This is a genomic window from Enterococcus sp. AZ089 (assembly GCF_050547225.1).
In the GTDB taxonomy this organism is placed as follows: Bacteria; Bacillota; Bacilli; order Lactobacillales; family Enterococcaceae; genus Enterococcus_D; species Enterococcus_D entomosocium.
The window spans coordinates 2,722,074-2,744,476 of sequence record NZ_CP172954.1 but is presented as its reverse complement, the minus strand read 5'-3'; the positions used below and the strand labels follow the sequence as shown (position 1 = coordinate 2,744,476).

Genomic DNA, 22,403 nt, shown 5'->3' with positions numbered 1-22,403 from the left:
CAATTTTTTGAATTATTTTATCCCTGATTGGACGACCAGTAGTGGCAATTTAGAAAGTGATTATATGATGAATATCATTCAGCTTTTCAAGAACAATCGAGAACCGTATCACTTATTGTTATTGGAGCATATACCGTTTTTACGTTATCAGATGCATGCATATGAATTAGAAGTAGCGCAAATGACTTCGCTTTATGATCGCTTGCAAGACATTCAAAAAACCAATGGATTTCCCTTAGATGTCGATGACTTGCCTCTTGCTCAGAATGTGGAGAAGGTCTATACACCGTTTGGGATCACGCTGATTAAGGAAAATCAACCATTTGGTGAAATTCGGTTCAATTCATTTGGTTTTGCAGAACAGATGTCTATAATGACGGAACCTTATCGACAAATTCTCTTCTTCGATGATCGGGGATTTATTTCTGCAAAATCGTTCCAGAATGACAAAGGAGAACAAGTAAAGAAGATTTACTATAACGAATCAGGAAGGGAAAAATGTGTGGAATACTTTGGAGAAAATCCACACATTGAGCTGATAAATCCTCAAAGAATTGGGCTAAAGAAAAGTCAGTATCAAAGCATGGATGAACTTCTTTTAGAGATGATGAATCAATTTCAACTGAATCTTGAGCCAGAAGATCAAACAATTTGTTTGACAAATGAGCGGAGTCTACGATTGGTCAAAACGAACGAGGAACGAAAAAGAGTGATCCAGATCGTTTCTGATGCCCACAGACTTTCAACTTGTGCATCAGATGAAAAAGCAGCATTATGGGCTGGCGAAAATAAAATCATTACGGATTCGACTAGTAATCAAACAGCGCTTTTCTCTTTAATGAAACAGTCCGGTGTCAATGACCTATCTCGGATACAACGCATCCCTATTTACACAACTTCTTTTCAGCTGGGCAATAGCAACTCCATTCCCCAGCTGGTCCTTTATTGGAACGCCGGTGAGCTTAACGAAGACGTTCGGAGAATCCATCATCTATTACTGCAAAAAGTTTTTCAGAATGATCGTTATGACTTAATTATCGAAACGACGACATTCCAAAGCGAAGTCGTTTTACGAGAAGCACAAAAAGAACTGGTTGATACTCACTTCGGTGTCGATAGTGAATCTGAGGAGTATCAAAAGGTGTTAAAGTATTTCGAAGCAAAAAAGGCGAAAAAGTTATTTAAAACGGATGAAGAGGCGATTGAAGAGATCCGAGAAAGCAAAAATTGGCGAAATCTAGTAGAGGCAGTTGATGTCAATTTTAGGATTCACTTTCGCTTGGATTCTCATCTCACCACGATTCGTCAGGATTTCAATGAGACACGATTGTATATTGATTTGTCTGCTGAAGTTGATGTCCAGAAACAAGCACTAGCTGTTAGTGCAGGGATTCCTCAGCTTGTTAGGAAGAAAACCGATTATGTGGATGACCAAAAGAATGGGCAAATCATTGGTCAAATCAGAGAATTAGATGCAGCAATCGCTTTTTACCTGGACGATTTAAATAATTGGAACCAAGCATTGGTGGAAAATATTAGTTATATTGAGCGTTTTAGTGAGGAAAATATTATTAAACAATGGAGGGAGTTGCTAGAGGGTGTCGTCTAAACAGATTCAGGTATTTCATGTTGCAGCTGTTTCTTCTGAGGGGCAAAAGCAGCTTTCTCCTTTGTTTGCCTATCAGTGGCTTCCGTTGGCCTATGATTTCAGAAAAGATGAGCAGGAGCTACGGCTGTTTAAGAAAGACAAATATAATACCAAATACCATCGGGCAATTTTTCTTCTAGAGGAAAATGCCGCGATTCTTGAAAATTTGGAATTTTTAAAACAATTGCCAGCCTACCAAATATTTTACGAAGAAAATGGGCAGCTATCTCCAGAAGTTCAAGCGCTATTCACATTAAAAGCAGCGAATCCTTTTGATAAAAAGCAGCTAGAAAATGTTTTTCGTACGATCAATGAGCAATTCTCAGCAAAGCAACAAGGATATAAGCTATCTATGGATCACATGAAATTTAATAAAACTGTCCCGTTGCAGATCGTTAAAGAAGGACATGCAGCCTGTCAGGTAAAGGCACAACTGACATCAGACGATCAGCAAATAACTACTTGGAAAATGACTAACCTGATTCCTAAAAACGAACGCACCTGTTTTTATCCGGAGATCGCAGATGTTCAAGGAGAAGTGACATTAAAAATCAAACTCTTTTTCATTAAAGAAAACACGAATCAAGTCATCCAAGTGATTGAGGTCCTTCACGATCAAATCATAAATGGGGAGCCGGTTTACTTCAAATTAGATCAAAATTCATACATCAATGTTTCATTGTATGCCAAAGGAAATCGAGGGCAATTTACGATCGGGCAGATGCACCTGCGAAGAGCAATGGCAGATGAAAGTGTCATGATTCCAGGAGGTGGTCGGATTCGGGATGAAGAGAATCTGGGGGGAGAAGTGATCTATTACTTTAATCCGGGAGATTTAAAACCTCCATTAGCGGTTTATTTTTCTGGATATCGTTCTGCGGAAGGATTTGAAGGCCGTGGGATGATGGGAAGTATGGGCTGTCCGTTTCTGCTGATTGGTGACCCTCGTTTAGAAGGTGGGAATTTCTATCTAGGCAGCCAGAAATTCGAACAAGAAATCGTAGCGATCATCTTAGGGAAACTAGCACTGCTAGGATTTGAAAAGTCAGACCTCATTTTATCCGGATTGTCGATGGGAACGTTTGGCGCGCTATATTTTGCTAGCGATTTAAGCCCAAATAGTGTCATCGTGGGAAAACCGTTGACGAATCTTGGTTCCATTGCTCTAAATGAACGCATCAATCGACCAACTGGATTTCCAACCTCATTGGATATGCTGCTTTACAATATTGGGGTTGTTTCAAAAGAAGCGAGCAGTCAATTGAATGAACGGTTCTGGAGCAAATTCAAAAGTGGCGATTATCGGGAGACAACCTTTGCGATCGCCTATATGAAACAAGACGATTACGACATGGAGGCATTTCCAATGTTGTTTGAATTTTTAAAAAATAATTTCCCCATGACTCGTGTTCTGTATAAAGGCATGATCGGCCGACATAACGATAATAGTCCTGCCATCAATAATTGGTTTTTGAAACAATACAAAAATATTCTCGTGCATACATTTCACCGCGATATCAAGAAAATATTATAGGGAATGAGGGAGTCGATGAATAGTTTATATCGTATCAAGTGGGGGATCGACTTTAATGACAATTATAATTATGGCGCAAAAATAGCTTATATGCCCTCTGGGGATGTCTTGTACTCTTCTCCTTTGATGCCTCCAGGCGTCAGTATTAAATCTTGGTATTCGAAAACAGAATTTCATATTAGTCGGAAATCACCAATGCTACCAATGTTACTGCCTGGATACAAGTACGAGTTAACACTTCATGCTGCATTCGATCGTAAGGAAGCAGTACAGCTATTGGTGGAATTTTTTGATAAGGATGGGTTTTTCCTTGAAAAACTAGTCTTCGAAACAAACCAAGAATGTTTTCTCTTTCCGCAAGGTGCCACTGATTATCAGATTCATATGGTAAACAAAAAGCATCAAGAGATTCATTTTAAGGAATTGGTTTTATCCACTAAGGAGAATCAAGCATTTGAAGTGGTTCCTATAAATGCAAACACTGGAGCAAACCAAGGCTCAAACATAGCAACCAGCGTTGTTGCGGTTACACCGTTGGTTGAGAAACATGCTGCATTATCGGTCGTATTTGAAAAACAGAACAGCTATGTCAAAGAATATTCACTTTCAGATTTTGAAGCAGGATTGTTTGTTGAACCGGATACTAAGGCTGCATCATCGTATTTGGAAGTATTGCTTGAACAAATCTATCAGCGAAGCGACAGTCCTGAAAAAATCAACCTTAAAATGGGACAAAATTTTTCTTTGCTGGAGTCTTGTTACCACGAAGATTTTTCTGTATTAGCTTTATTATTTGCAAAGCCAAATGAAGAAGCCGAAGCACCCGAGCTTATGGATCGTCTGCAAAAAAAGATCGCACTTAATCAAAGGGCACTAAAAGTTTTAGAGAATGTAAAAGAAAACAGGAAAAAATCAACCTAATAAAGAGGGGGACATCATGAATTTTTTTGTAAATAAAGCAATGGGGATTGGTAATTCTGGTGTGGAACATGCACAGTTCTATCGTGCTGCTTGTTTTGATAGAAAAAATATTCCCTATAAGTATATTTTTATGGAGCTAGTGAAGAATCTCCATGAAGCCATGGCGGCTTGGAAAATACCAGATGATAAAGTCATCTCCATGTGGGAATATTTTGCACTAGAAGGTGATTATTTAAGGCAAGGGGCTAAAGCAGTTTTTACTGCACAACAAGATCTCTTAGTAGATGCTACGAACACACATAGAATCAAAGAAACCATCACGTCATCAGGATTAAAAATCGTTGAGCATATGGAAAAATCTCCTAGTCCAAAAAAGGAAGGCTTACTGCTAGTTTCGGATTATCGGGTAGAGATTTTTGACTATCGAACGAATCAAAGAAAAATCATGTACAGTTATCGAAATGATTCGCATCGAGGAAGAGTAATGACGAATATTCATTTGTTTGCTTTCAAAGGCAAACATCGTTTCTTTAGAAATGAAGTCTTATTGCAGCGATTTTTCTTTAAACAACTGATAGAAGAATTCCCAGAAACCAAAAGTATCATCATTGATCGGGGGGAGGAAAGCGAGGCTGCTTTATATGATCATTGTCCTCCGGAAATCAAATTGATTGAGATCGTTCATGCCGATCATTTATCTGATCGTGACGTAGCTAGCGCACCTCTTTGGAACAATTACTATGAATTTGCTTTGACGCATTTGGAACAAGTCGCTCATATCGTTGTTGCGACAGAATTGCAAAGGCAAGATTTGTTGATCGATTTCCCAAACGAGTCCAAAAAAATTGTGACGATCCCGGTGGGAGGGATTCGCGATGTGACAGAAGATTCATTTGAATTAGGCAAACAACAGGCAGAAAAGTTTGTGACAGTCTCTCGTTTGGCATCCGAAAAGCACATTGATCTTGTGATGCGGGCAATTGCTGCAGCAAAAAAAGAACATCCAACGATCTCTTTAGACATCTATGGTCAAGGGGGAGAAGAAGGTAAGTTAAAAGCAGTGATCAAGGAGTTGAATGCAGAAGAGTACATTCGGTTAAAAGGGCATTCTCATGCAATCAATGAAGTATATCCTGATTATGATGCATTTATCTCTGGTTCTTTTTCAGAAGGTTTCGGATTGACTTATATTGAAGCTTTAAATGCAGGATTGCCAATTGTAACCTTCAAGGCTCGTTTTGGGGCCATGGAGTTGATCAAAGAAGGAGTCAATGGTTATTTGAAAGATTTTTCTAGAACTGATGAAGCTTATACTATTCAGCAACTAACAGATGGCATTCGTCAGTTGACTGCTTCTGATCTGAACCAACTTAAAGCCAATACCCGCAAGTCTGTACGAATGTTTCAAGACGCGATAATTGCAGAGAAATGGAGTGAGTTGATCGATGCATTATGAATTAGTCACCGTGATCCGACCAAATGACCGAATTTGGATGGCACAAAAATCACGAATCAAAGAAGGAAGTCAAGTGTTGTCCATCTCACCGAGTCCAAATTTTCAAGCGATGCTCCAAAAAGAAGCATTGCAGGGAATAAATATTTTAGATCAAGTGACACAGCGCAGTCACGATCCAGAAGCCTTTCTGTTTTTTAACCAAGTACCAACAGCTTACTCTACAGAAGTTTATATGAACGAGGACCGGACCATTTCCTTGATCACTGATGGAGATGAAGTAGGTAAAGTGAGCTTGTATCCTATGACTAGAAGACATGTCAAAGAAGTTCGCTACTTTTATCCTGATGGCACGACAGATTTCATTGAAGAATATGCCGCAGATGGGAAATTATTCTCAACTATTTATTACTGCAATGACCAGGTTCAAGAGATTGCTTTTTTCAATGATCAGCAACAAAGTATTCTGAATTACTATTTTTATCAAGGCACCATCAATTTAGTCACGATTCGTGATACAGAAACATTCAAGGTAACTCAAAAATTTAACACAACACTTGATTTCATTCGTGATCAGTTAGCTTTTCGGTTAACAGAAAATGATACAGTGGGCATTTCATATATGGGGTTAGAATTATTTTCTCTAGCAAAATCCAACTCGACAAATACACTTTATCTGGAAGAATCGCCGCTTGATGGCAAAGGGAATATCAAAGGGAACTTAATGAGTATTTTAGATGACCGCGTTCCTTATATTCATAAGGTAGAAGTCGATCAAAAGAATTATCAGTTGTTGGCAAACAAAAATGTATGCATGGACAAAGTTGTGTTGAAAGGATGAAGACAAAATGAAAAAAATGAAAACCACTGAATTGTATGAGCAAATTATGTTGTTAATAAAAGAGAACAGCGGGTCCATGCTCACTTTTGAGAAGGAACAAGAGGAAGCAAAGAAACTTTTTGCTCATCAAAACGCATTGATTGATCAGCTGATTCAAATCAATCAAGAAATGAAAGCAATGATGAACAAGTCAGAAAACGATATCGATCTAAATGTGATCCAAACATTAAAAAAACAATTCAATGCATCTTTTGAGCAGCAACAGGAGGAGCAAAATAAATTACAAATGATTTATGAGAAGCTCTTTTCTGCTTATGAGGTTGAAAAGCAAATGCTTCGAACCTATTTTTTGAATGAAACCGAGCAGATCATTGAACGGTTAACCTCAACCGTCGAAAGACAAGATAACGATGTGAATCAATTGAGTCAAGAGCTGATTGATGAGCTTCGGGCAGTGGAAGTAGCAGAGGTAGTGAATGAGATAGCTACAAACGAAAATGAACCAGTAGAAAATGTTTCAGAACTGAGTGAATCACTACAACTGGCAGACGATCAGAACCAGTAGATAAACCAGTTTTCTTCATAGTTGTTTGCCGAAAATAAACTGGGAAGAGGTGATTTCGTTGGCGAATAATCAGCTAGAAAAAACGATTCAAGCGGGATTTCAAGAAGAACGAGAAAACGTAAGAAATCACTCAGAAGAAAAGAAAAAGGGCAAAGCGATCACCATCGTGCTTTCCTTAGTTATGTCGATCGTGATCCTTGGATCGTTGGTTTATTCTTTATTGGAAGCATTACAGAAGTAAGAATAAAAATAGGTCCTGCATTTTAGAAAAAAGGATTTGAAAAATATGGAAACTAGATTACTAAGCGTTTGTCGATTAATTAGTACGATCAACCCAGACTTAAAGATACCTGATACATCAGTCGTTGCTGTCAATATTGATCGCGAGAAATTAGAAGAGATACGCAAATGTAAAGGACTATCTGTGAAATCTTTTGAAAGAAAGATTGGGTTATCTCGCTCACGGTACTATAGATGGGTACAATATGAGATCGATTTGCCCTTCGAATTGGTTGTTGGCATCAAGAAAATGTTGAGCATTTCAGATACCGAATTGCTAGACATGTTTGCAATGTCAACAGATGAACAACTTCATCTATTGAGTGTATTGATTTATAGCTCTTTATCAACGAAAGAGGACATGTTTGTTACCTTTATGAAAGTTAGAAAAGAGTTAGAAAAGTTTCGCCCCTCAACTGAGGATAATACGATATTTAAACTCATGTTGGCCTATTCTGACCTCGTATTTGGTTGTATGAACCAGAAAGTCCCGGATGCAAGTTTAGAAATGCTTGAAACATTTTTTCTGGGAACTGATTTTTATACATTATTTGACAGCCTTTTATATTTAGCTACATTACGCATCAAACAGCGCTATGGCTTGCACGCTTCATCTTTAGAAAAACAAATTTTTTTGTTAGAGAGCTGCCTTTTAAAGAAAATAAATTCGACTGATTTTACGGAACTGCGGCCAGTCTTAGTAGGCGCCGTATTAGATTTATCAGAATGTTTGGTAGACATCCAACGCTGTGATGATGCGGTTCAATTACTTCAACATGCAAGTCGTTTAATGGAGGAACATTGGCATATTGATGTCTATAATCAGACAGTTCTAAAACTAGTCAAATATTTGCTGCTTACAAGGAATACTGCACAAGAAGATCCTGCTGTACAACTGTTTTCTAAAAATTTGAAGGGTGCAGAATGGTGCTTACCAAAAGATGAAGTGATGTTTGTGCGGGCAATGATGGAAAAGGAGATGGGGCAAGCGTGAATCGGTGGGTGACGACGATCATTGAATCGAATGCAGCAGATTCAGTCAAAAAAGCGAAAGTAGATGTTTTTCACATTGCCAATGGGATGGATTATCAACCTTTATATATTTATCGTTATATCGATGAGAATGAAGATGATTATGCACTTATGTCAAGGATTGATGGCATTACAGCTGGTGTCGCTTATGAAGATATCGTGGTCTATCAATATCCAAGTTATAACGGAGCCCATTTTGACCGAATGTTCTTACAAAGAATGAAACAAAGAGGGATTTACACGAGTTTATTCATCCATGACGCTGAGATGTTACGTGGGAAAGTCGATTTTGATGAATCTGCTCTTTTCAATGAAGCAACAGTATTGATCGTTCATAGCCAAGCTATGCAGACAGCCTTAGTCGAAAGAGGCGTGACACGGAGAATGATCCAAAAACCATTTTTCGACTATCAGCATCAAGATGTTAGTGTCAGTCATGAAAGACCAGAAAAACGAGTTGTCTTTGCAGGAAATTTGGCAAAAACCCGTTTTCTACAGCAGTGGCCCAATCGCACGGAAATTCTTGTATACGGCGATAAAAACGACAGTCATTTTGGTCCGAATGTTCATTATTGTGGTGTTTTTGAGCAAGAGAAATTGGTTCGTAGGATGGAGAAAAATGGTTTCGGACTTGCGTGGGATGATAAGTTGCCTGATGGTGGTGACTACCAACAATATACGAAGTATAATGCACCGCACAAAATCTCGTTGTATCTCTCGTTAGGAATCCCTGTCATTGTATGGAAAGAAGCAGCTATAGCAGAGATGGTACAGAAACTGGAACTTGGCATTACTATCAACGCAATTGAAGACATTGATCATCAATTAAGTGAGTTAACAGATGAAGAGCTGCTGCGGATAAAAAATAATGTTCTTTCATTTAGTCGTTTACTGCAATCAGGAATATTTACTAGAACGGCACTGATGGATTCAGAAGTGAAAATACTCCTAGGCAAAGGAGCAAGTCAAGCATGAAACAATCAATGAGTACAAAGAAGTTATCCGCAATCATTCAAATCAGCGAACTAGACCAGATGTTGACTGATTTGAAACAAACGATCGAACAACGGGACAGTAAAATTGCGCGATTACAACAAATGATTTTAGAAAAACGACAGTCAGCCATTGGTTATCGCGATTTTATTGTCTTAAAGAATAGCCAAGAAGAATTGAGAGAGTTATGCAAAAAAATTGACTTGCAGCTGGTCAAAACCAATGAACTTTTGCGGCATATACGTAATACAAAAGTAATTTTCAGCGACTTGTTGCTTTTAGAAGCAGAAGTCAACGAACAAATGAGTAAAATTCATGAACTGTCCAATGCATTCTTTATCCAAGAAGAGGCAGGAAAATAGAGGATGAAATAGCAATAGTGTTATTAGGGAAGCTGTAATTCATGATAAATAGGGAAGTTAGGGGGATTAGTGTGAACAAAATCATTGCATTAGACATTGATGAATTTCGAGTAGGCGTTGTTGGCTACGGTTATCAAGATGTCAGAAGTTCTGTTTATTCAGAAGTCAAAAAAAATAATCTACAATATCTTTTAGGAAAGAATAATGAACCGATCTACCTAAAAAACAAAGTAGGGAAACGAATACTTCTCGGGGGCAGCGAGAAAGAAATCACTTGGGGGCTCGACAAGTTGTATAGTCGACGATCAGAAGCCTATCAAACATTTGGCAATCCGTTGGCAACCCTGGGAGACCAAAAATTTAAGACATATATCAAAACGATACTCTCTTATTTAGTAGCGAAAAGACCCTCACTTTTTACTGAAATTGCAGAGGATTACTTTAGCTGTTCATTATGCCTTGGCGTAGCAACAGAAAGTTTTGACCGGCTTGCTGACATTGAGAGACAACTGGCAGATGAATTCGAGACAGTTGTTGATGGCACGCACTATCGGATTCGCATCGAGCGAGTAAAGCTGATCCCAAAATCTCTGGGCGCAATTTTTGAAAGCAAACGAAATGATATTCATTTGATGTTAGGCGTGGAAGAAATTCTGGCTGGGTTGACCTATGTGATTGAAATCAATGATCATTCACTCACTTGTGATAGCTACGAAAATGGGGAACTGATCAAAAGTTCAAAAGTCACAGACGGCTTGTTTGAATTGGCAGGCAACGTGGTACAAGCTTATCAAGAAAATGAGGGGGATCATCCCGCACCTATCTTTGCGCTGGATCATGGCGTCGTTTACGATATGCTTGTCACAGCTAAGAAAAACAATCCATTTGTCGTGACGATCAATGGACGTCAGACAATAGATTTAACTGAGATCGTTAAAAAAGAGACGACTGCTTTGACAGATCAATTGATTGATTATGTAAACAGTGATCAAGATATTCAATATGCTGATACAATTCTAATCAGAGATATTCCTTCAGAAACGATCAACGAAAACACAGTAAATCAGACACTCACCAAGATGGGGTTATCTTGTAAAGTGTTTAACAATAAAAATGCTCTGGGCGTGTATCTTTTCGGAGAGTTGTTTTGGAAAAGTCAACTGAATGCTTCGATAGATCACTTTGAGGATAATAGTCCATTTCCAATGAAGCCAGACGGTTTAGAGTCGAAAGTGAATGCAGAACCTTTACCAGTTGAGAATTCCCTCGAATCTTCAACTAACCAAATTGATGCTGAACTACCAGAAGCTACCAAGCAAAAGAGTCATCATAGAAGCTTATCTGTAGAAGCAATCTTTGCGGAACAGTCGGAATTGCTTGATTTCTTGATCAGCAACGACAAAGAATAGTCAATTTGGAGAAGGAAACGTGAATTTCGAGCGGATTGCAATAACCATTCCCTTTTTTCCAATGGTCAGTCTTTTGTACTAGATCAGAACATCGGACTTTGCAATAAAGTCTTGTCGTCAATAAGGATTGATATGTTGTACAAAAATCACACTTGGGACTGAAGAATCAATTATGAGTCATCAGTCCCAAAAATGATAGAGACGTTTCTTTGTACAGTAAAAGTTAAGAGAACTTATAAATAGAGGGAAAATAACAGTAAGATTTTAAAGAATCTGCTAAAATTTTTGTAACCAAAAATGAAAATAATATGATTGTTTATGAAAATTTTCATTTTCAGTTTACAATTATTTTTTTTTGACAAGTGAAATTTTAGCAAGTAGCCAATCACTCCTGGTGTTTAAGCGTTTTGAAGGAAAGAACTTTTATCACAAACAAAAGATTCTTTCTGGATTTTGAGTATTTATCATGAAAAAAATATTCTAATGTTTTTCAAACTAAAGAAATCCTATTTCATTTTCACAAATTCCCTTGAGAGCAGGAACCATTTTTCGGTTTTTGCTCTCATTTTTCTCACAGAATCAAAATTTGGTCCATTTTGCATTTTCTCTTTTTTCCGATTAGGATAATCACCTGAGTAAAATTTGTTGTTTGGAGGAAGAGAAATGCGTACTTATGTGAAAAAAATAGCTTACCCAATGTTCATGCTGTCCTTACTTATGTTTTCCTATTTGGCGCCTTTATTATCAGTCATCACAGCCAATGCGGACACCGAGGAGAATCCCAAAACAATCCTATTTCAAAACGAAAAGGGCACAGCGCAAGTGACATCATTACCAGATCCTACCACAGGGGAGATCACTTGGACGATCGAAGTAGAAAAGAATCAACAAGCAGCAAATCAACTGGCATTCAGCTTGAGTGAAGGGGAACAAACGGTTCTGCCGAACTCGATTCAAAGCAGCGGCACGCCATTTACATATGATCCGCAAAGACAGCAGCTGATGGAAGAAACCGCTAGCAGTTCTTTTAGCCAAATGACGCTAACGTTTCAAACAAAAAGTCTTCAAACATTGACAATCAAATCCGCCTTTCTTCAAACAGATGAAAAAAATGGACAAGTGAAAGAAGACATCATCAACACAACAGATGTAGCAGTTGTTCTACCTGAAAATGAATCCACAGAAGCAACGAGTACAGAAGCCGTACTTTCTGATACTCAGGATCAAACAGAGGCTTCTGAAAAAAAGGTTGTAACAACAAGCAGCGAGTCACAACAACAAACGGCGTCAAATACTGCATCAAAAACCATAGAATCAACGCTTGATACCCAAGCAAGTGCGCCAGCAGCTTCACAACTTTCAAGTGGGGGCATTTTTAAAAATGATGTTCCTGAAGTTGATGACGCACTTCTAGGAGAAGCGCAATATTTTCATATTTTTGCTAACCATGCGACGCTAAATACACACACGAACGGAAATTTGGCCGTTGGTGAATTAAACGGAAATGTCAATTTTGGGACCAGTATTCAGGATGGTTCTTTGCCGACAGAAATCAATTATATTCAAAAGGTCAATTCCATCGCAAACTCTTCTTTTGTATCAGGAACGGATAGTAGAAAAAACAAAGTTGTTTTTGGCCCATCAGTCACAGTAGATTTAGCAGATCAAAATCAGCAACCTGCCGTTTTTGTAAATGGTCAGAGAATGGATCACTTGAAGACTTCCGAAGTTTTTCAAGATCAATCCGTGAGTGAGCCTTATATAGACTTTGAACAGGCATTTTCAACGTTACAGGCGACGTCAGAAAGACTGGGAGCTTATCCGCAGACACCCGGTGTAACCAAGGATTTCACTGATAATAATCAGCGGGTCATCAATACAGACGATGCCGAAGATGAGACACAAGCGGTTGTTTTGACCTTGACAGACGAACAAGGAAATCCACTTGATGATGGTGTTTACGAACTTCAAAACAACAAGACGCATAAGGAAGTTGATGAAGAAGTCACAAATGATGATGGGCAGGTGATCGAAGATGGTCTTCCTGAGGGGGAATATTCCTTTGTGGAAACGGAAGCGCCAGACGGCTATCTGATTGATAAAAAACCCATTTCTTTTTCAGAAGATACAATTGCGAAAGAAGATCAAAAGGTTGTTGTTTCTCTTTCAAAAACGGAATTAGAAAAAGATACGCCGATCACCATTAAAGGGCTAACAAGAGGAAATACGCCTGTGATCATCAATGTGGACACTGAGGGAGCCAGCACCGTTAATGTTAAGTCCCAAATCAAACTAGAATATACGGATGGTACGTCTCGTAATAGCCATGAAACAGAAGAGTTTGATGATGCTGTTATCTTATGGAATTTTGTTGACCAATCAGAGGGCCAAACGATTTCGATTAATAGTCCATTCCAAGGAACCATCTTGGCTGTTGGTGATACAGTCGATGTCCATCAAAATGTTGACGGCAGTATCATTGCTGATACAGTGCTGGTCAACGCAGAAACCCATCGCTGGGATCTGCAAGCAAATGAAACAATCGTGCCGACTATTAAACTAGCTGCCATGAATCAATTGCTTTCTTTTGATACAACGACAATCAGCGGGACCAAAACGTGGGACGATTATGACAACAAATTTAATACCCGTCCGGCAAGTATTACGGTTCAATTATTGCAAAACGGTGAAGTGTTCCAAACAAAAACGGTTACCCCAAATAAAGAGGGGGAATGGCATTATGAATTTACGGACCTACCGACAACTGACGAATCTGGTCAGACTTATGATTACACAATCCAAGAAACACCTGTTGAAGGGTATACTACTAAAGTAAACGGCTATGATCTAGTCAACACGTACCGCAATACTGAAACGACAGAAGTAGCCGGAACAAAGACATGGAATGACTATGACAATAAGTTCAATACCCGCCCTGAAAGCATCACTGTCGACTTAATGCAAAACGGTAAAGAAATCGACAAGCAAACCGTAAAAGCAGATAACCAAGGCGACTGGACTTATCACTTTGAGAATCTGCCTAAGTATGATGAAAAAGGTCAAGCATACACGTACACGATCCAAGAAGAAAAAGTTTCAGGTTACACCACTGAAATCAATGGTTATGATCTAGTCAACACGTACCATAATACCGAAACGACAGAAGTAGCCGGAACAAAGACATGGAATGACTATGATAACAAGTTCCACACCCGTCCAGAGAGTATCACTGTCAAGCTGATGCAAAATGGCGAAAAATACGCAGAAAAAATCGTGAAAGCTGATAAAGAAGGTGACTGGACCTATCGTTTTGAAGATCTGCCTAAGTATGATGAAAAAGGTCAAGCATACAGTTACACGATCCAAGAAGAAAAAGTTTCAGGTTACACCACTAAAGTAAACGGCTATGACCTAGTTAACACTTATCGTAACACCGAAACAACGGCAGTATCGGGAACGAAGACGTGGAATGACTATGACAATAAGTTCAATACCCGTCCAGAAAGCATCACTGTGAAGCTGATGCGAAATGATAAGGAAATCGACGATCAAATCGTAAAAGCAGATAACCAAGGCGACTGGACTTATCGCTTTGACAATCTGCCTAAGTACGATGCCGAAGGTAAAGCTTACACCTACACGATCCAAGAAGAAAAAGTTCCAGGTTACACCACTAAAGTCAACGGCTATGATTTAGTCAACACGTACCATAACACCGATACAACAGACGTAGCTGGAACAAAGACATGGAATGACTACGATAACAAGTTCAATACACGGCCGAAGAGTATCACTGTCAAATTGATGCGAAATGATAAAGAAATCGACAAACAAGTCGTAAAAGCAGATAACCAAGGGAACTGGACCTATCACTTTGACAATCTGCCTAAGTATGATGCCGAAGGAAAAGCTTACACCTACGCGATCCAAGAAGAAAAAGTTTCAGGTTACACCACTGAAATCAACGGCTATGACCTAGTCAACACCTATCGTAACAACGAAACGAAAGAAGTAGCCGGAACAAAGACATGGAAAGACTATGATAACAAGTTCAATACCCGTCCTGAAAGCATCACTGTCGAATTAATGCAAAACGGTAAAGAAATCGACAAGCAAACCGTAAAAGCAGATAAAGAAGGCAACTGGACCTATCGTTTTGAAGATCTGCCAAAATATGATGAGAAAGGTCAAGCGTACACCTATAGCATTCAAGAAGTGGCTGTCAAAGGATACAAGTCAGATGTCCATGGCTATGATTTGATCAATACTTATGTCGAACCAAAAACGCCGAGAACGCCTGAGACACCGAATGATCCTAGCGATCCCAAAGTACCAATACCTTCTGACAAGTCTGATAAACCGAAAAAAATAGCCGGAAACGCCGAGCAAAAGCTGGATGACAAAAAGAACCAGACAAATAATGAAAAACGCTTGCCAAAGACAAACGAGGAATCCTCTTATGAACTAAGTGTTCTTGGAGGTATCTTACTCACCATGATTGCTTTCCTATTCTATAAACAGAAACATATTTAACCAAACAAATCTTTGTACTGCTCCTTCGCTAGAAGTCAGTACAAAGATTTTTTCTTAAAAAAGTATAGGACTTATTTAAGACTTGCGACAAAACTTTGGCTGAAAACCGGTGTAAATGGTAAACTAAAATGAAGGGGGGATCCTATGGTTTGGCTATTGCTACTACTGCTTATTTTTATTTTTTTGGTGTACTATGTATATCGCACGTCTGTGATGAAAAAGGGCGTACGCTATTTTGTTTCGGCAATTATTATGCGTTACAATGAATGGTATGAAAAAGAAGGCAGAAAGAAACTGGGGATTCCATACAAAGAGCGGATCGCAAAAAGCAGTTCGGCTTTTTGGGCACAAGGTTCGGAATGTACGGTAACGACCACCGATGATCTGATCTTGAGAGCAGAAGTCTTCGATCAGTGTGCTAAAACATGGGTGATTTGCTTGCATGGGTATCGCAGTGACGGGCAAGCAGATTGTCAAGAGGCGGCCGAGAAATTCTGGGCTGCGGGTTACAATGTTTTAGTTCCTGATTTGCGTGGACATGGTCGCAGTGAAGGCAAAGAGATTGGTTTAGGGTGGCTAGATCGGATGGACCTGCTTTTGTGGATCGATAAGATTTTGGAAAAAGACCCCCAAACACAAATCTTCCTCTATGGTTTAGGAATGGGGGCGGCGACTTTGCTGCTGGCTAGTGGAGAAGTCATGCCGGTGCAAGTTGCGGGGTTGATCTCAGACAGCAGTTATACGTCCGTTTACAGTGCCATTCGGGCAAGTCTACCACAATTTTCTCGGTTACCCGTCAAGCGCTTTTTGCGATTAGCCAATCGTTACAGTAAACACTTAGTTGGCTACCCCTTCCTACAAATCTCAGTGACCCGACAAGTCGGCAGCAACCATTTACCCGTGCTGTTTTTACAAGGAGAAAAGGATACGTTTCTTTCTGAAAAAGAAATCAATACTTTAATGGAAGCAACAGCTGGTCCGAAACAAAAAGTCCTTTTTCCAAATATGGGACATATACAGGCAGTTAAAGACGCACCAGAATATTGGCCAACCGTTTTGCAATTTATTGAGAAGGTCAAACAAAAAACAGACATTGTCTGATAGAAAGGGAGAATACAATGGAAATAAAAGAAGAAAATAAACGTTTTGCTTTATATGATGGAGAAACAGAAATCGGTGAGATCACATGGCAAGAAACGCCAGATGATGTGCTAGAAGTAGACCACACCTTCGTCAACCCTGATTATCGCGGACAGCAATTGGCGCAAAAACTGCTCAAAGCAGTTGTTGAAAAAGCACGACGGGAAGAGAAAAAAATTATGCCTGTCTGCTCTTTTGCGGTCAAGGAGTTTAAAGAGAAACCAGAATATGATGACGTACTGGTTCGCTGATTTGAACGAAAAGCAATCTATGAGAAAAAGGCTGTCAGAAAGGACAGTCTTTTTTTATTCTAAACAGTCACGCAACGAGCAATGACAAAAAGGGAGTAGTAATTTCTAGCGGAAAATGCTAAAATAGAAAGGACGACTTTAGCAAGCAAGGAGGAGCTAACGTGTATAACATCTTATTAACTGCTGTGATCGTTATTTCGATTTTAATGGTCATTACGATCATGATGCAGCCTAGCAAGCAAAATAGTGCAGCTAGTGCCTTTACCGGCGGTGCAGATCAATTGTTTGGTAAGCAAAAAGCCCGTGGATTTGAAGCGGTGATGCAGCGTTCAACGGCCATTTTAGGTTTTGTTTGGATGGTCTTGCTCTTTATTTTGGCTTTTCTTTCATCAAACTAATCATTTTGTTAGCGAACCTCTCGTAAAGAGAGGTTTTTTTCTTTTTAAGGGGAAGATTTTGATCGCATTTGTCGAAGTATTCTTGATAACTATGGTAGAATTGGACGTGAGGTGAAAGGAAACATGAAAACATTTAATCAACCAAAACCGGTTTTTGCTGAACACGGCAAACGAGCGGTCATTTTGTTCCATGCCTATTCAGGCAGTCCTAACGATGTGCGCATGCTTTGTCGTTCGTTAGAACAAAAAGACTACACGGTTTATACACCGATGTTTACTGGACATGGTACGCCCAATCCAGATGATATCTTAAATCAAGGGATGGCTGTTTGGCAGCAGGATGCTGCAGATGCAGTTACTTATGTAAGAGAAAAAGGCTATGAAGAAGTTGCCGTTCTTGGACTTTCGATGGGCGGGATTTTAGCGATGGATCGTTTGACACAAGATCCAACATTGATGGGGGGCGGACTGTTTTGTTCGCCATTATTTGAAACCAAGAATGAAGTGCCAGTCAATTTTGAAAAGTATGCTGAAATGGTCATACCCTATGCTGATTTAGACGAGGCGACCCAAAAAGAAATATTGGCAGAAGTCCCTCGTAAGGTCAGAGAGCAACTGCAAGGAATCGAAACAGTCGGACAAACCACAGCTGGGCATTTAGGGAAAATCGAGCGCCCAGTCTTTCTAGCACAAGCAGGAAAGGATCAAATGATCGATCCACAGACGGTTTTCAAAACAGCAGGGGCACTGTCCCATGTTCCCTATACGCTTCAATGGTATCCCGAAAGCGGTCATGTGGTGACCGTTGGACCAGAACGGAAAAAATTAGAGCAGGATGTGTTTGCTTTCTTAGAAACACTTGCTTGGAAAGAGTGAGTTATGACAGAAACGATTAAAACAAAAATCATTCAGTTTCTCGAAGAAAGCCGCAAAAAAAGTTTTTCAATGGAAGAAATTGCTGAAGGTCTAGGACTTCAAAAAAGTACAGACTTTAAGAATCTTGTCCAGACAGTAGCGGCGATGGAACGAGAAGGCAGTGTGATTTTTAACAAAAAAGGCAAAGTGAAATTACCCATGAAACGAGTGTTTGTGGAAGGAACCTTCCGTGCCAACGAGCGGGGCTTCGGCTTTGTCACTTTGGATGAAGAAGAAGACGATATTTATATCCCTAAAGAAGCAACAGGCTATGCCATGGACGGCGATACCGTTGCTGTGGACATCGTGCACGTTGCGGATCCTTTCTCAGATCGTGGTGCAGAGGGGAAAGTCGTTGAGATCAAACAACGGGCCATCAGTCAGTTGGTCGGCGAGTTTACATTATTTGATGAAAAAGAGATCGAAGAGTCGGATCTATATGGCGTTGTTCAGCCTAAAGATAAAAAACTAAGTGAATTAAAGGTGTTTATTGGTGCTCAAGGGATTCGACCTGTAGATGGGAGCATTGTGATCGTTGAAATCAGCCATTACCCAGAAAAAGGTTACTCGAAAAGCTTAGAGGGGTTGATCACGAAAGTTGTAGGACATAAAAACGATCCTGGAATGGATATATTATCGATCGTCGTGGCGAACGGGATTCCAACAAAATTCGAGGAAGAAACCTTAGCAGCGGCAGATGCAGTACCAGATACGATCGATCCTGCCGACTTTCCGGAACGGCGGGATTTGCGAGATCAACAGATTGTAACAATCGATGGAGCGGATGCCAAAGATTTGGATGATGCGGTGACCGTAAAAGCATTGCCTGACGGTAGCTTCTATTTGGGCGTGCATATCGCCGATGTTTCTTATTATGTGACCGAAAACAGCGCATTGGATAAAGAAGCGTTTGATCGGGGAACGAGTGTCTATCTTACGGATCGTGTGATTCCGATGATCCCACAGCGTTTATCAAACGGGATCTGTTCGTTGAATCCGAATGTCCCAAGGTTGACTATGAGCTGTGAAATGTGGATCAACCAAGAGGGGATCGTCACAGATTACAATATTTTCCAAAGTATTATTCAAACAAGTGCCCGTATGACGTATCAAGCAGTCAATCAAATCATTGAAGACAATGATCCAGAAACCACCAAAGAATATGCGGAATTAGTACCGATGTTCCATGATATGGCCGCCTTGCATCACGTGTTAGAAGCGATGCGCATCAAACGTGGGGCAGTTTCTTTTGAAGACCGAGAAGCAAAAGTCTTGGTCGATGGAGAAGGACACCCGCAAGAAATCGTTCTACGAGCACGGGGCGTCGGCGAACGATTGATCGAATCATTCATGTTGGCAGCCAATGAAACCGTGGCGCGTCATTTCAATCAGAAGCATTTACCATTTATTTACCGGATCCATGAGGAACCAAAAGAAGAGAAAATGCGCCGCTTCTTTGATTTTGCATCTGCTTTAGGGATCGTAGTCAAGCAGACCAATGGCTCGATCTCACCAAAACAATTGCAAAAAGTTGTTGAAGATGTCGCAGATAAGCCAGAGGCAATGGTTGTCAATACGATGCTACTAAGAAGTATGCAACAAGCGAAGTATTCTGAAGAAAACGTCGGTCACTATGGTTTGGCAGCGGAAGATTATACCCACTTCACGTCACCGATCCGTCGTTATCCCGACTTGATCGTGCATCGTTTGATTCGATCTTACAGTGAAGATGTCTCAGAAGCCAACCAAAACAAATGGGCTGAAATCTTGCCGGACATCGCGCTGCACAGCTCCCAAATGGAACGACGAGCAGTCGATGCAGAAAGAGAAGTCGATGCGCTTAAAAAAGCTGAGTATATGGCCGATAAAGTAGGAGAAGAGTTTGACGGTATCATCAGTTCCGTCGTTAAGTTTGGCTTGTTTATTGAATTGCCTAACACGATTGAAGGGTTGATCCATATCAATAATCTGAAGCAAGATTACTTCCATTATTTGGAAAACCATCTGGCACTTGTGGGTGAACGGACAGGCCTGACCTTTAAAATTGGTCAGAAAGTTCGCATCAAAGTCGTAAAGGCTGATCCAGAAACAAGAGAGATCGATTTCGAACTGGTAGCAGCAGAAGAAGTTGAAAAACTGCAAGCACCAAAAGCCAACAAACGTAACAACAATCAAAAAAATGAAGCTAGCCGCCGTGGAAAAAAACAACGAAACCCTGAGAAAAACCAAGGGAAACGCTTTGAGCAATCAGGCAAAGGCAAGCCGAAAAAAGCTGGCAAAGTGAAAAAGAAAAAACCTTTTTACAAAGGAATCAAGAAAAAATAATTGGAGGGATGGCCCGTGCCTAAAGGAGAAGGGAAATTAATCGCCCAAAACAAAAAGGCCCGCCATGATTACACGATCCTCGATACGATCGAAGCGGGGATCGTCTTACAGGGAACAGAGATCAAAGCGATCCGTAACAGCCGGATCAATTTGAAAGACGGCTTTGTACGCATTCGTAACGGTGAGGCATTCTTAGTCAATGTGCATATCAGTCCTTACGAGCAAGGAAACATTTTTAATCACGATCCATTGCGGACGAGAAAACTGTTGCTACACAAAAAGCAGATCGCTCGTCTGATTGGCGAAACAAAAAATACCGGTATGACGATTGTGCCATTAAAGGTGTATATCAAGGATGGTTATGCCAAAGTTTTGATTGGTTTAGCGAAAGGAAAACGCGAATATGACAAGCGGGAATCCTTGAAACGCAAAGATCAAGAAAGACAAATTGACCGAGTTCTTAGAAATTTCTAATTTTCTAAGAACTTCTTTTAGAATCCGATAGAGGTTATTGCTTTGAAAATCACGCTAAATTTGGTAGCATTTAAGGGAAAGCTGTTGATATAACAGGCTTTTTCTTCCACATAGCGACACGAGGATTTTTCAATTAATTTAGGATTTTTGGCATTGTGAGTTTTTTGTCTAATTTTCTTGAAAATGCTTTGAAATTTTCCATTCGTGGTGGTATGATACCGATTGTTATGAGAGGAAACGCATTGTAACACCAGATTTTTTTCTGGAGATGACAGGAAAAGAGGTGAGAAAGATTGGAAGATAAATCGCTTATGTTTCATATCGGTCCTATATGGTTTGATGGAACTGTAGCTATGATGACAATCATTTCTTGTATTATTGTTTTTTTGGTGGTCTTTATTTGTACACGTAACCTGCAAATGAAACCGAAAGGGAAGCAGAACTTCATTGAATGGGTCATTGACTTTGTTCGTGGCATCGTGGCGGACAATCTACCAGGATCTCAAGTGAACAACTTTCATTTGCTCGGTGTAACAATGTTTCTTTTTGTGTTTGTGGCAAATGAGATCGGCTTAGTCACAAAAATCGTGACGACAGATGACATTACCTTATGGAAAAGTCCGACAGCAGACCCGTTTGTTACATTGACACTTGCACTTATGGTTATTTCCTTGACACATTTCTTTGGGATCAAGTCGTTGGGCTTCAAAAATTACTTGATCAATTCGTATCTGAAACCGGTGGGCTTTTTATTGCCGCTAAAAATCATCGAAGAATTTACGAATGTCATCACGTTAGGCTTGCGTTTATATGGAAATATATTCGCTGGTGAAGTGTTATTAGGATTGATTGCCAACATGTTTATTAGTCTTGGTTGGTGGTCATTGCCGATCGTGATGCCGCTAGAAATGATCTGGATTGGCTTCTCGCTCTTTATTGGAGCGATCCAAGCTTATGTATTTGTTACATTGACCATGGTATTTATGAGCCACAAAATCGTGGCAGAACATTAATCGAATCGACATACAATTAGGAGGAAAAAAAGAATGAACTTTATTGGAGCAGGATTAGCAATTATCGGAGCAGCAATTGGTGCAGGGTATGGTAACGGACAAGTAATCGCAAAAACAATCGAATCAATGGCACGCCAACCTGAAATGTCAGGTCAACTACGTTCAACAATGTTTATCGGGGTAGCGTTAGTCGAAGCTGTACCGATTCTAGGGGTAGTTATCGCGCTGTTATTAGTCTTCCGATAAGACGAGCACGAAAAGGCAGAAACGAACAATTGCACTCGTTTTTGCTTTTTTCTAATGAAACAATGACTTTC

General features: G+C 39.9%; 20 protein-coding genes. All 20 read left to right on the top strand.

Features of this window, described 5'->3' with window-relative positions:
• The first annotated feature begins 7 nt into the window (after window positions 1–7).
• The 20 genes from asp1 to atpE all read left to right on the top strand — a co-directional run bounded on the left by asp1 (window position 8) and on the right by atpE (window position 22,332).
• On the top strand, window positions 8–1,609 hold the full coding sequence (gene asp1, locus IGJ01_RS12660) for an accessory Sec system protein Asp1 (protein ID WP_430601146.1): 1,602 nt from the start codon (window positions 8–10) through the stop codon (window positions 1,607–1,609).
• A complete protein-coding gene (asp2, locus tag IGJ01_RS12655) occupies window positions 1,599–3,182 on the top strand; it encodes an accessory Sec system protein Asp2 (RefSeq protein ID WP_016612574.1) in 1,584 nt (527 codons plus the stop codon). Before asp1 ends, asp2 begins: the two co-directional genes overlap by 11 nt.
• A 15-nt stretch (window positions 3,183–3,197) precedes the next feature.
• Entirely contained in the window at window positions 3,198–4,103 is a 906-nt protein-coding gene (asp3, locus tag IGJ01_RS12650; RefSeq protein ID WP_034872025.1) for an accessory Sec system protein Asp3, read from the top strand.
• A gap of 16 nt (window positions 4,104–4,119) precedes the next feature.
• Window positions 4,120–5,559: a glycosyltransferase gene (locus tag IGJ01_RS12645; RefSeq protein WP_016612576.1), complete on the top strand. Its 1,440-nt coding sequence runs from the start codon at window positions 4,120–4,122 to the stop codon at window positions 5,557–5,559.
• Window positions 5,549–6,397: a hypothetical protein gene (locus IGJ01_RS12640; protein WP_086372295.1), complete on the top strand. Its 849-nt coding sequence runs from the start codon at window positions 5,549–5,551 to the stop codon at window positions 6,395–6,397. Before IGJ01_RS12645 ends, IGJ01_RS12640 begins: the two co-directional genes overlap by 11 nt.
• 7 nt (window positions 6,398–6,404) lie before the next feature.
• Window positions 6,405–6,962, top strand: coding sequence for a hypothetical protein (locus IGJ01_RS12635; protein ID WP_016612578.1), 558 nt, complete (start codon window positions 6,405–6,407; stop codon window positions 6,960–6,962).
• Window positions 6,963–7,020: 58 nt separating this feature from the next.
• Entirely contained in the window at window positions 7,021–7,203 is a 183-nt protein-coding gene (locus IGJ01_RS12630) for a hypothetical protein (RefSeq protein ID WP_034872028.1), read from the top strand.
• 45 nt (window positions 7,204–7,248) lie between these two features.
• Window positions 7,249–8,235 carry a helix-turn-helix domain-containing protein gene (locus IGJ01_RS12625; protein ID WP_016612580.1) on the top strand — a complete coding sequence of 329 codons (987 nt, stop codon included), beginning with the start codon at window positions 7,249–7,251 and terminating at the stop codon, window positions 8,233–8,235.
• A complete protein-coding gene (locus tag IGJ01_RS12620) occupies window positions 8,232–9,248 on the top strand; it encodes a sugar transferase (protein WP_430601145.1) in 1,017 nt (338 codons plus the stop codon). Before IGJ01_RS12625 ends, IGJ01_RS12620 begins: the two co-directional genes overlap by 4 nt.
• On the top strand, window positions 9,245–9,628 hold the full coding sequence (locus tag IGJ01_RS12615; RefSeq protein ID WP_086316464.1) for a hypothetical protein: 384 nt from the start codon (window positions 9,245–9,247) through the stop codon (window positions 9,626–9,628). The genes IGJ01_RS12620 and IGJ01_RS12615 overlap by 4 nt, the downstream gene beginning before the upstream one ends.
• 71 nt (window positions 9,629–9,699) lie before the next feature.
• Window positions 9,700–11,037, top strand: a complete 1,338-nt coding sequence (locus IGJ01_RS12610) for a hypothetical protein (protein WP_430601144.1) — start codon at window positions 9,700–9,702, stop codon at window positions 11,035–11,037.
• 663 nt (window positions 11,038–11,700) lie between these two features.
• Window positions 11,701–15,570, top strand: a complete 3,870-nt coding sequence (locus tag IGJ01_RS12605) for a Cna B-type domain-containing protein (RefSeq protein ID WP_430601143.1) — start codon at window positions 11,701–11,703, stop codon at window positions 15,568–15,570.
• 144 nt (window positions 15,571–15,714) lie between these two features.
• Window positions 15,715–16,671: an alpha/beta hydrolase gene (locus IGJ01_RS12600; protein WP_430601142.1), complete on the top strand. Its 957-nt coding sequence runs from the start codon at window positions 15,715–15,717 to the stop codon at window positions 16,669–16,671.
• A gap of 17 nt (window positions 16,672–16,688) precedes the next feature.
• Window positions 16,689–16,961: a GNAT family N-acetyltransferase gene (locus tag IGJ01_RS12595; RefSeq protein ID WP_005234370.1), complete on the top strand. Its 273-nt coding sequence runs from the start codon at window positions 16,689–16,691 to the stop codon at window positions 16,959–16,961.
• A gap of 161 nt (window positions 16,962–17,122) precedes the next feature.
• Window positions 17,123–17,359, top strand: a complete 237-nt coding sequence (gene secG, locus IGJ01_RS12590; RefSeq protein WP_005228700.1) for a preprotein translocase subunit SecG — start codon at window positions 17,123–17,125, stop codon at window positions 17,357–17,359.
• A gap of 123 nt (window positions 17,360–17,482) precedes the next feature.
• Window positions 17,483–18,235, top strand: coding sequence for an alpha/beta hydrolase (locus tag IGJ01_RS12585; protein WP_005234371.1), 753 nt, complete (start codon window positions 17,483–17,485; stop codon window positions 18,233–18,235).
• 3 nt (window positions 18,236–18,238) lie between these two features.
• Entirely contained in the window at window positions 18,239–20,599 is a 2,361-nt protein-coding gene (gene rnr, locus IGJ01_RS12580; protein ID WP_005234372.1) for a ribonuclease R, read from the top strand.
• 15 nt (window positions 20,600–20,614) lie between these two features.
• On the top strand, window positions 20,615–21,073 hold the full coding sequence (gene smpB / locus IGJ01_RS12575) for an SsrA-binding protein SmpB (protein WP_008380870.1): 459 nt from the start codon (window positions 20,615–20,617) through the stop codon (window positions 21,071–21,073).
• 293 nt (window positions 21,074–21,366) lie between these two features.
• Window positions 21,367–22,086 carry a F0F1 ATP synthase subunit A gene (gene atpB / locus IGJ01_RS12570; RefSeq protein WP_008380872.1) on the top strand — a complete coding sequence of 240 codons (720 nt, stop codon included), beginning with the start codon at window positions 21,367–21,369 and terminating at the stop codon, window positions 22,084–22,086.
• Window positions 22,087–22,119: 33 nt separating this feature from the next.
• Complete coding sequence (gene atpE, locus IGJ01_RS12565; RefSeq protein WP_005228705.1) at window positions 22,120–22,332, top strand: ATP synthase F0 subunit C; 213 nt, start codon at window positions 22,120–22,122, stop codon at window positions 22,330–22,332.
• Window positions 22,333–22,403: the final 71 nt, after the last annotated feature.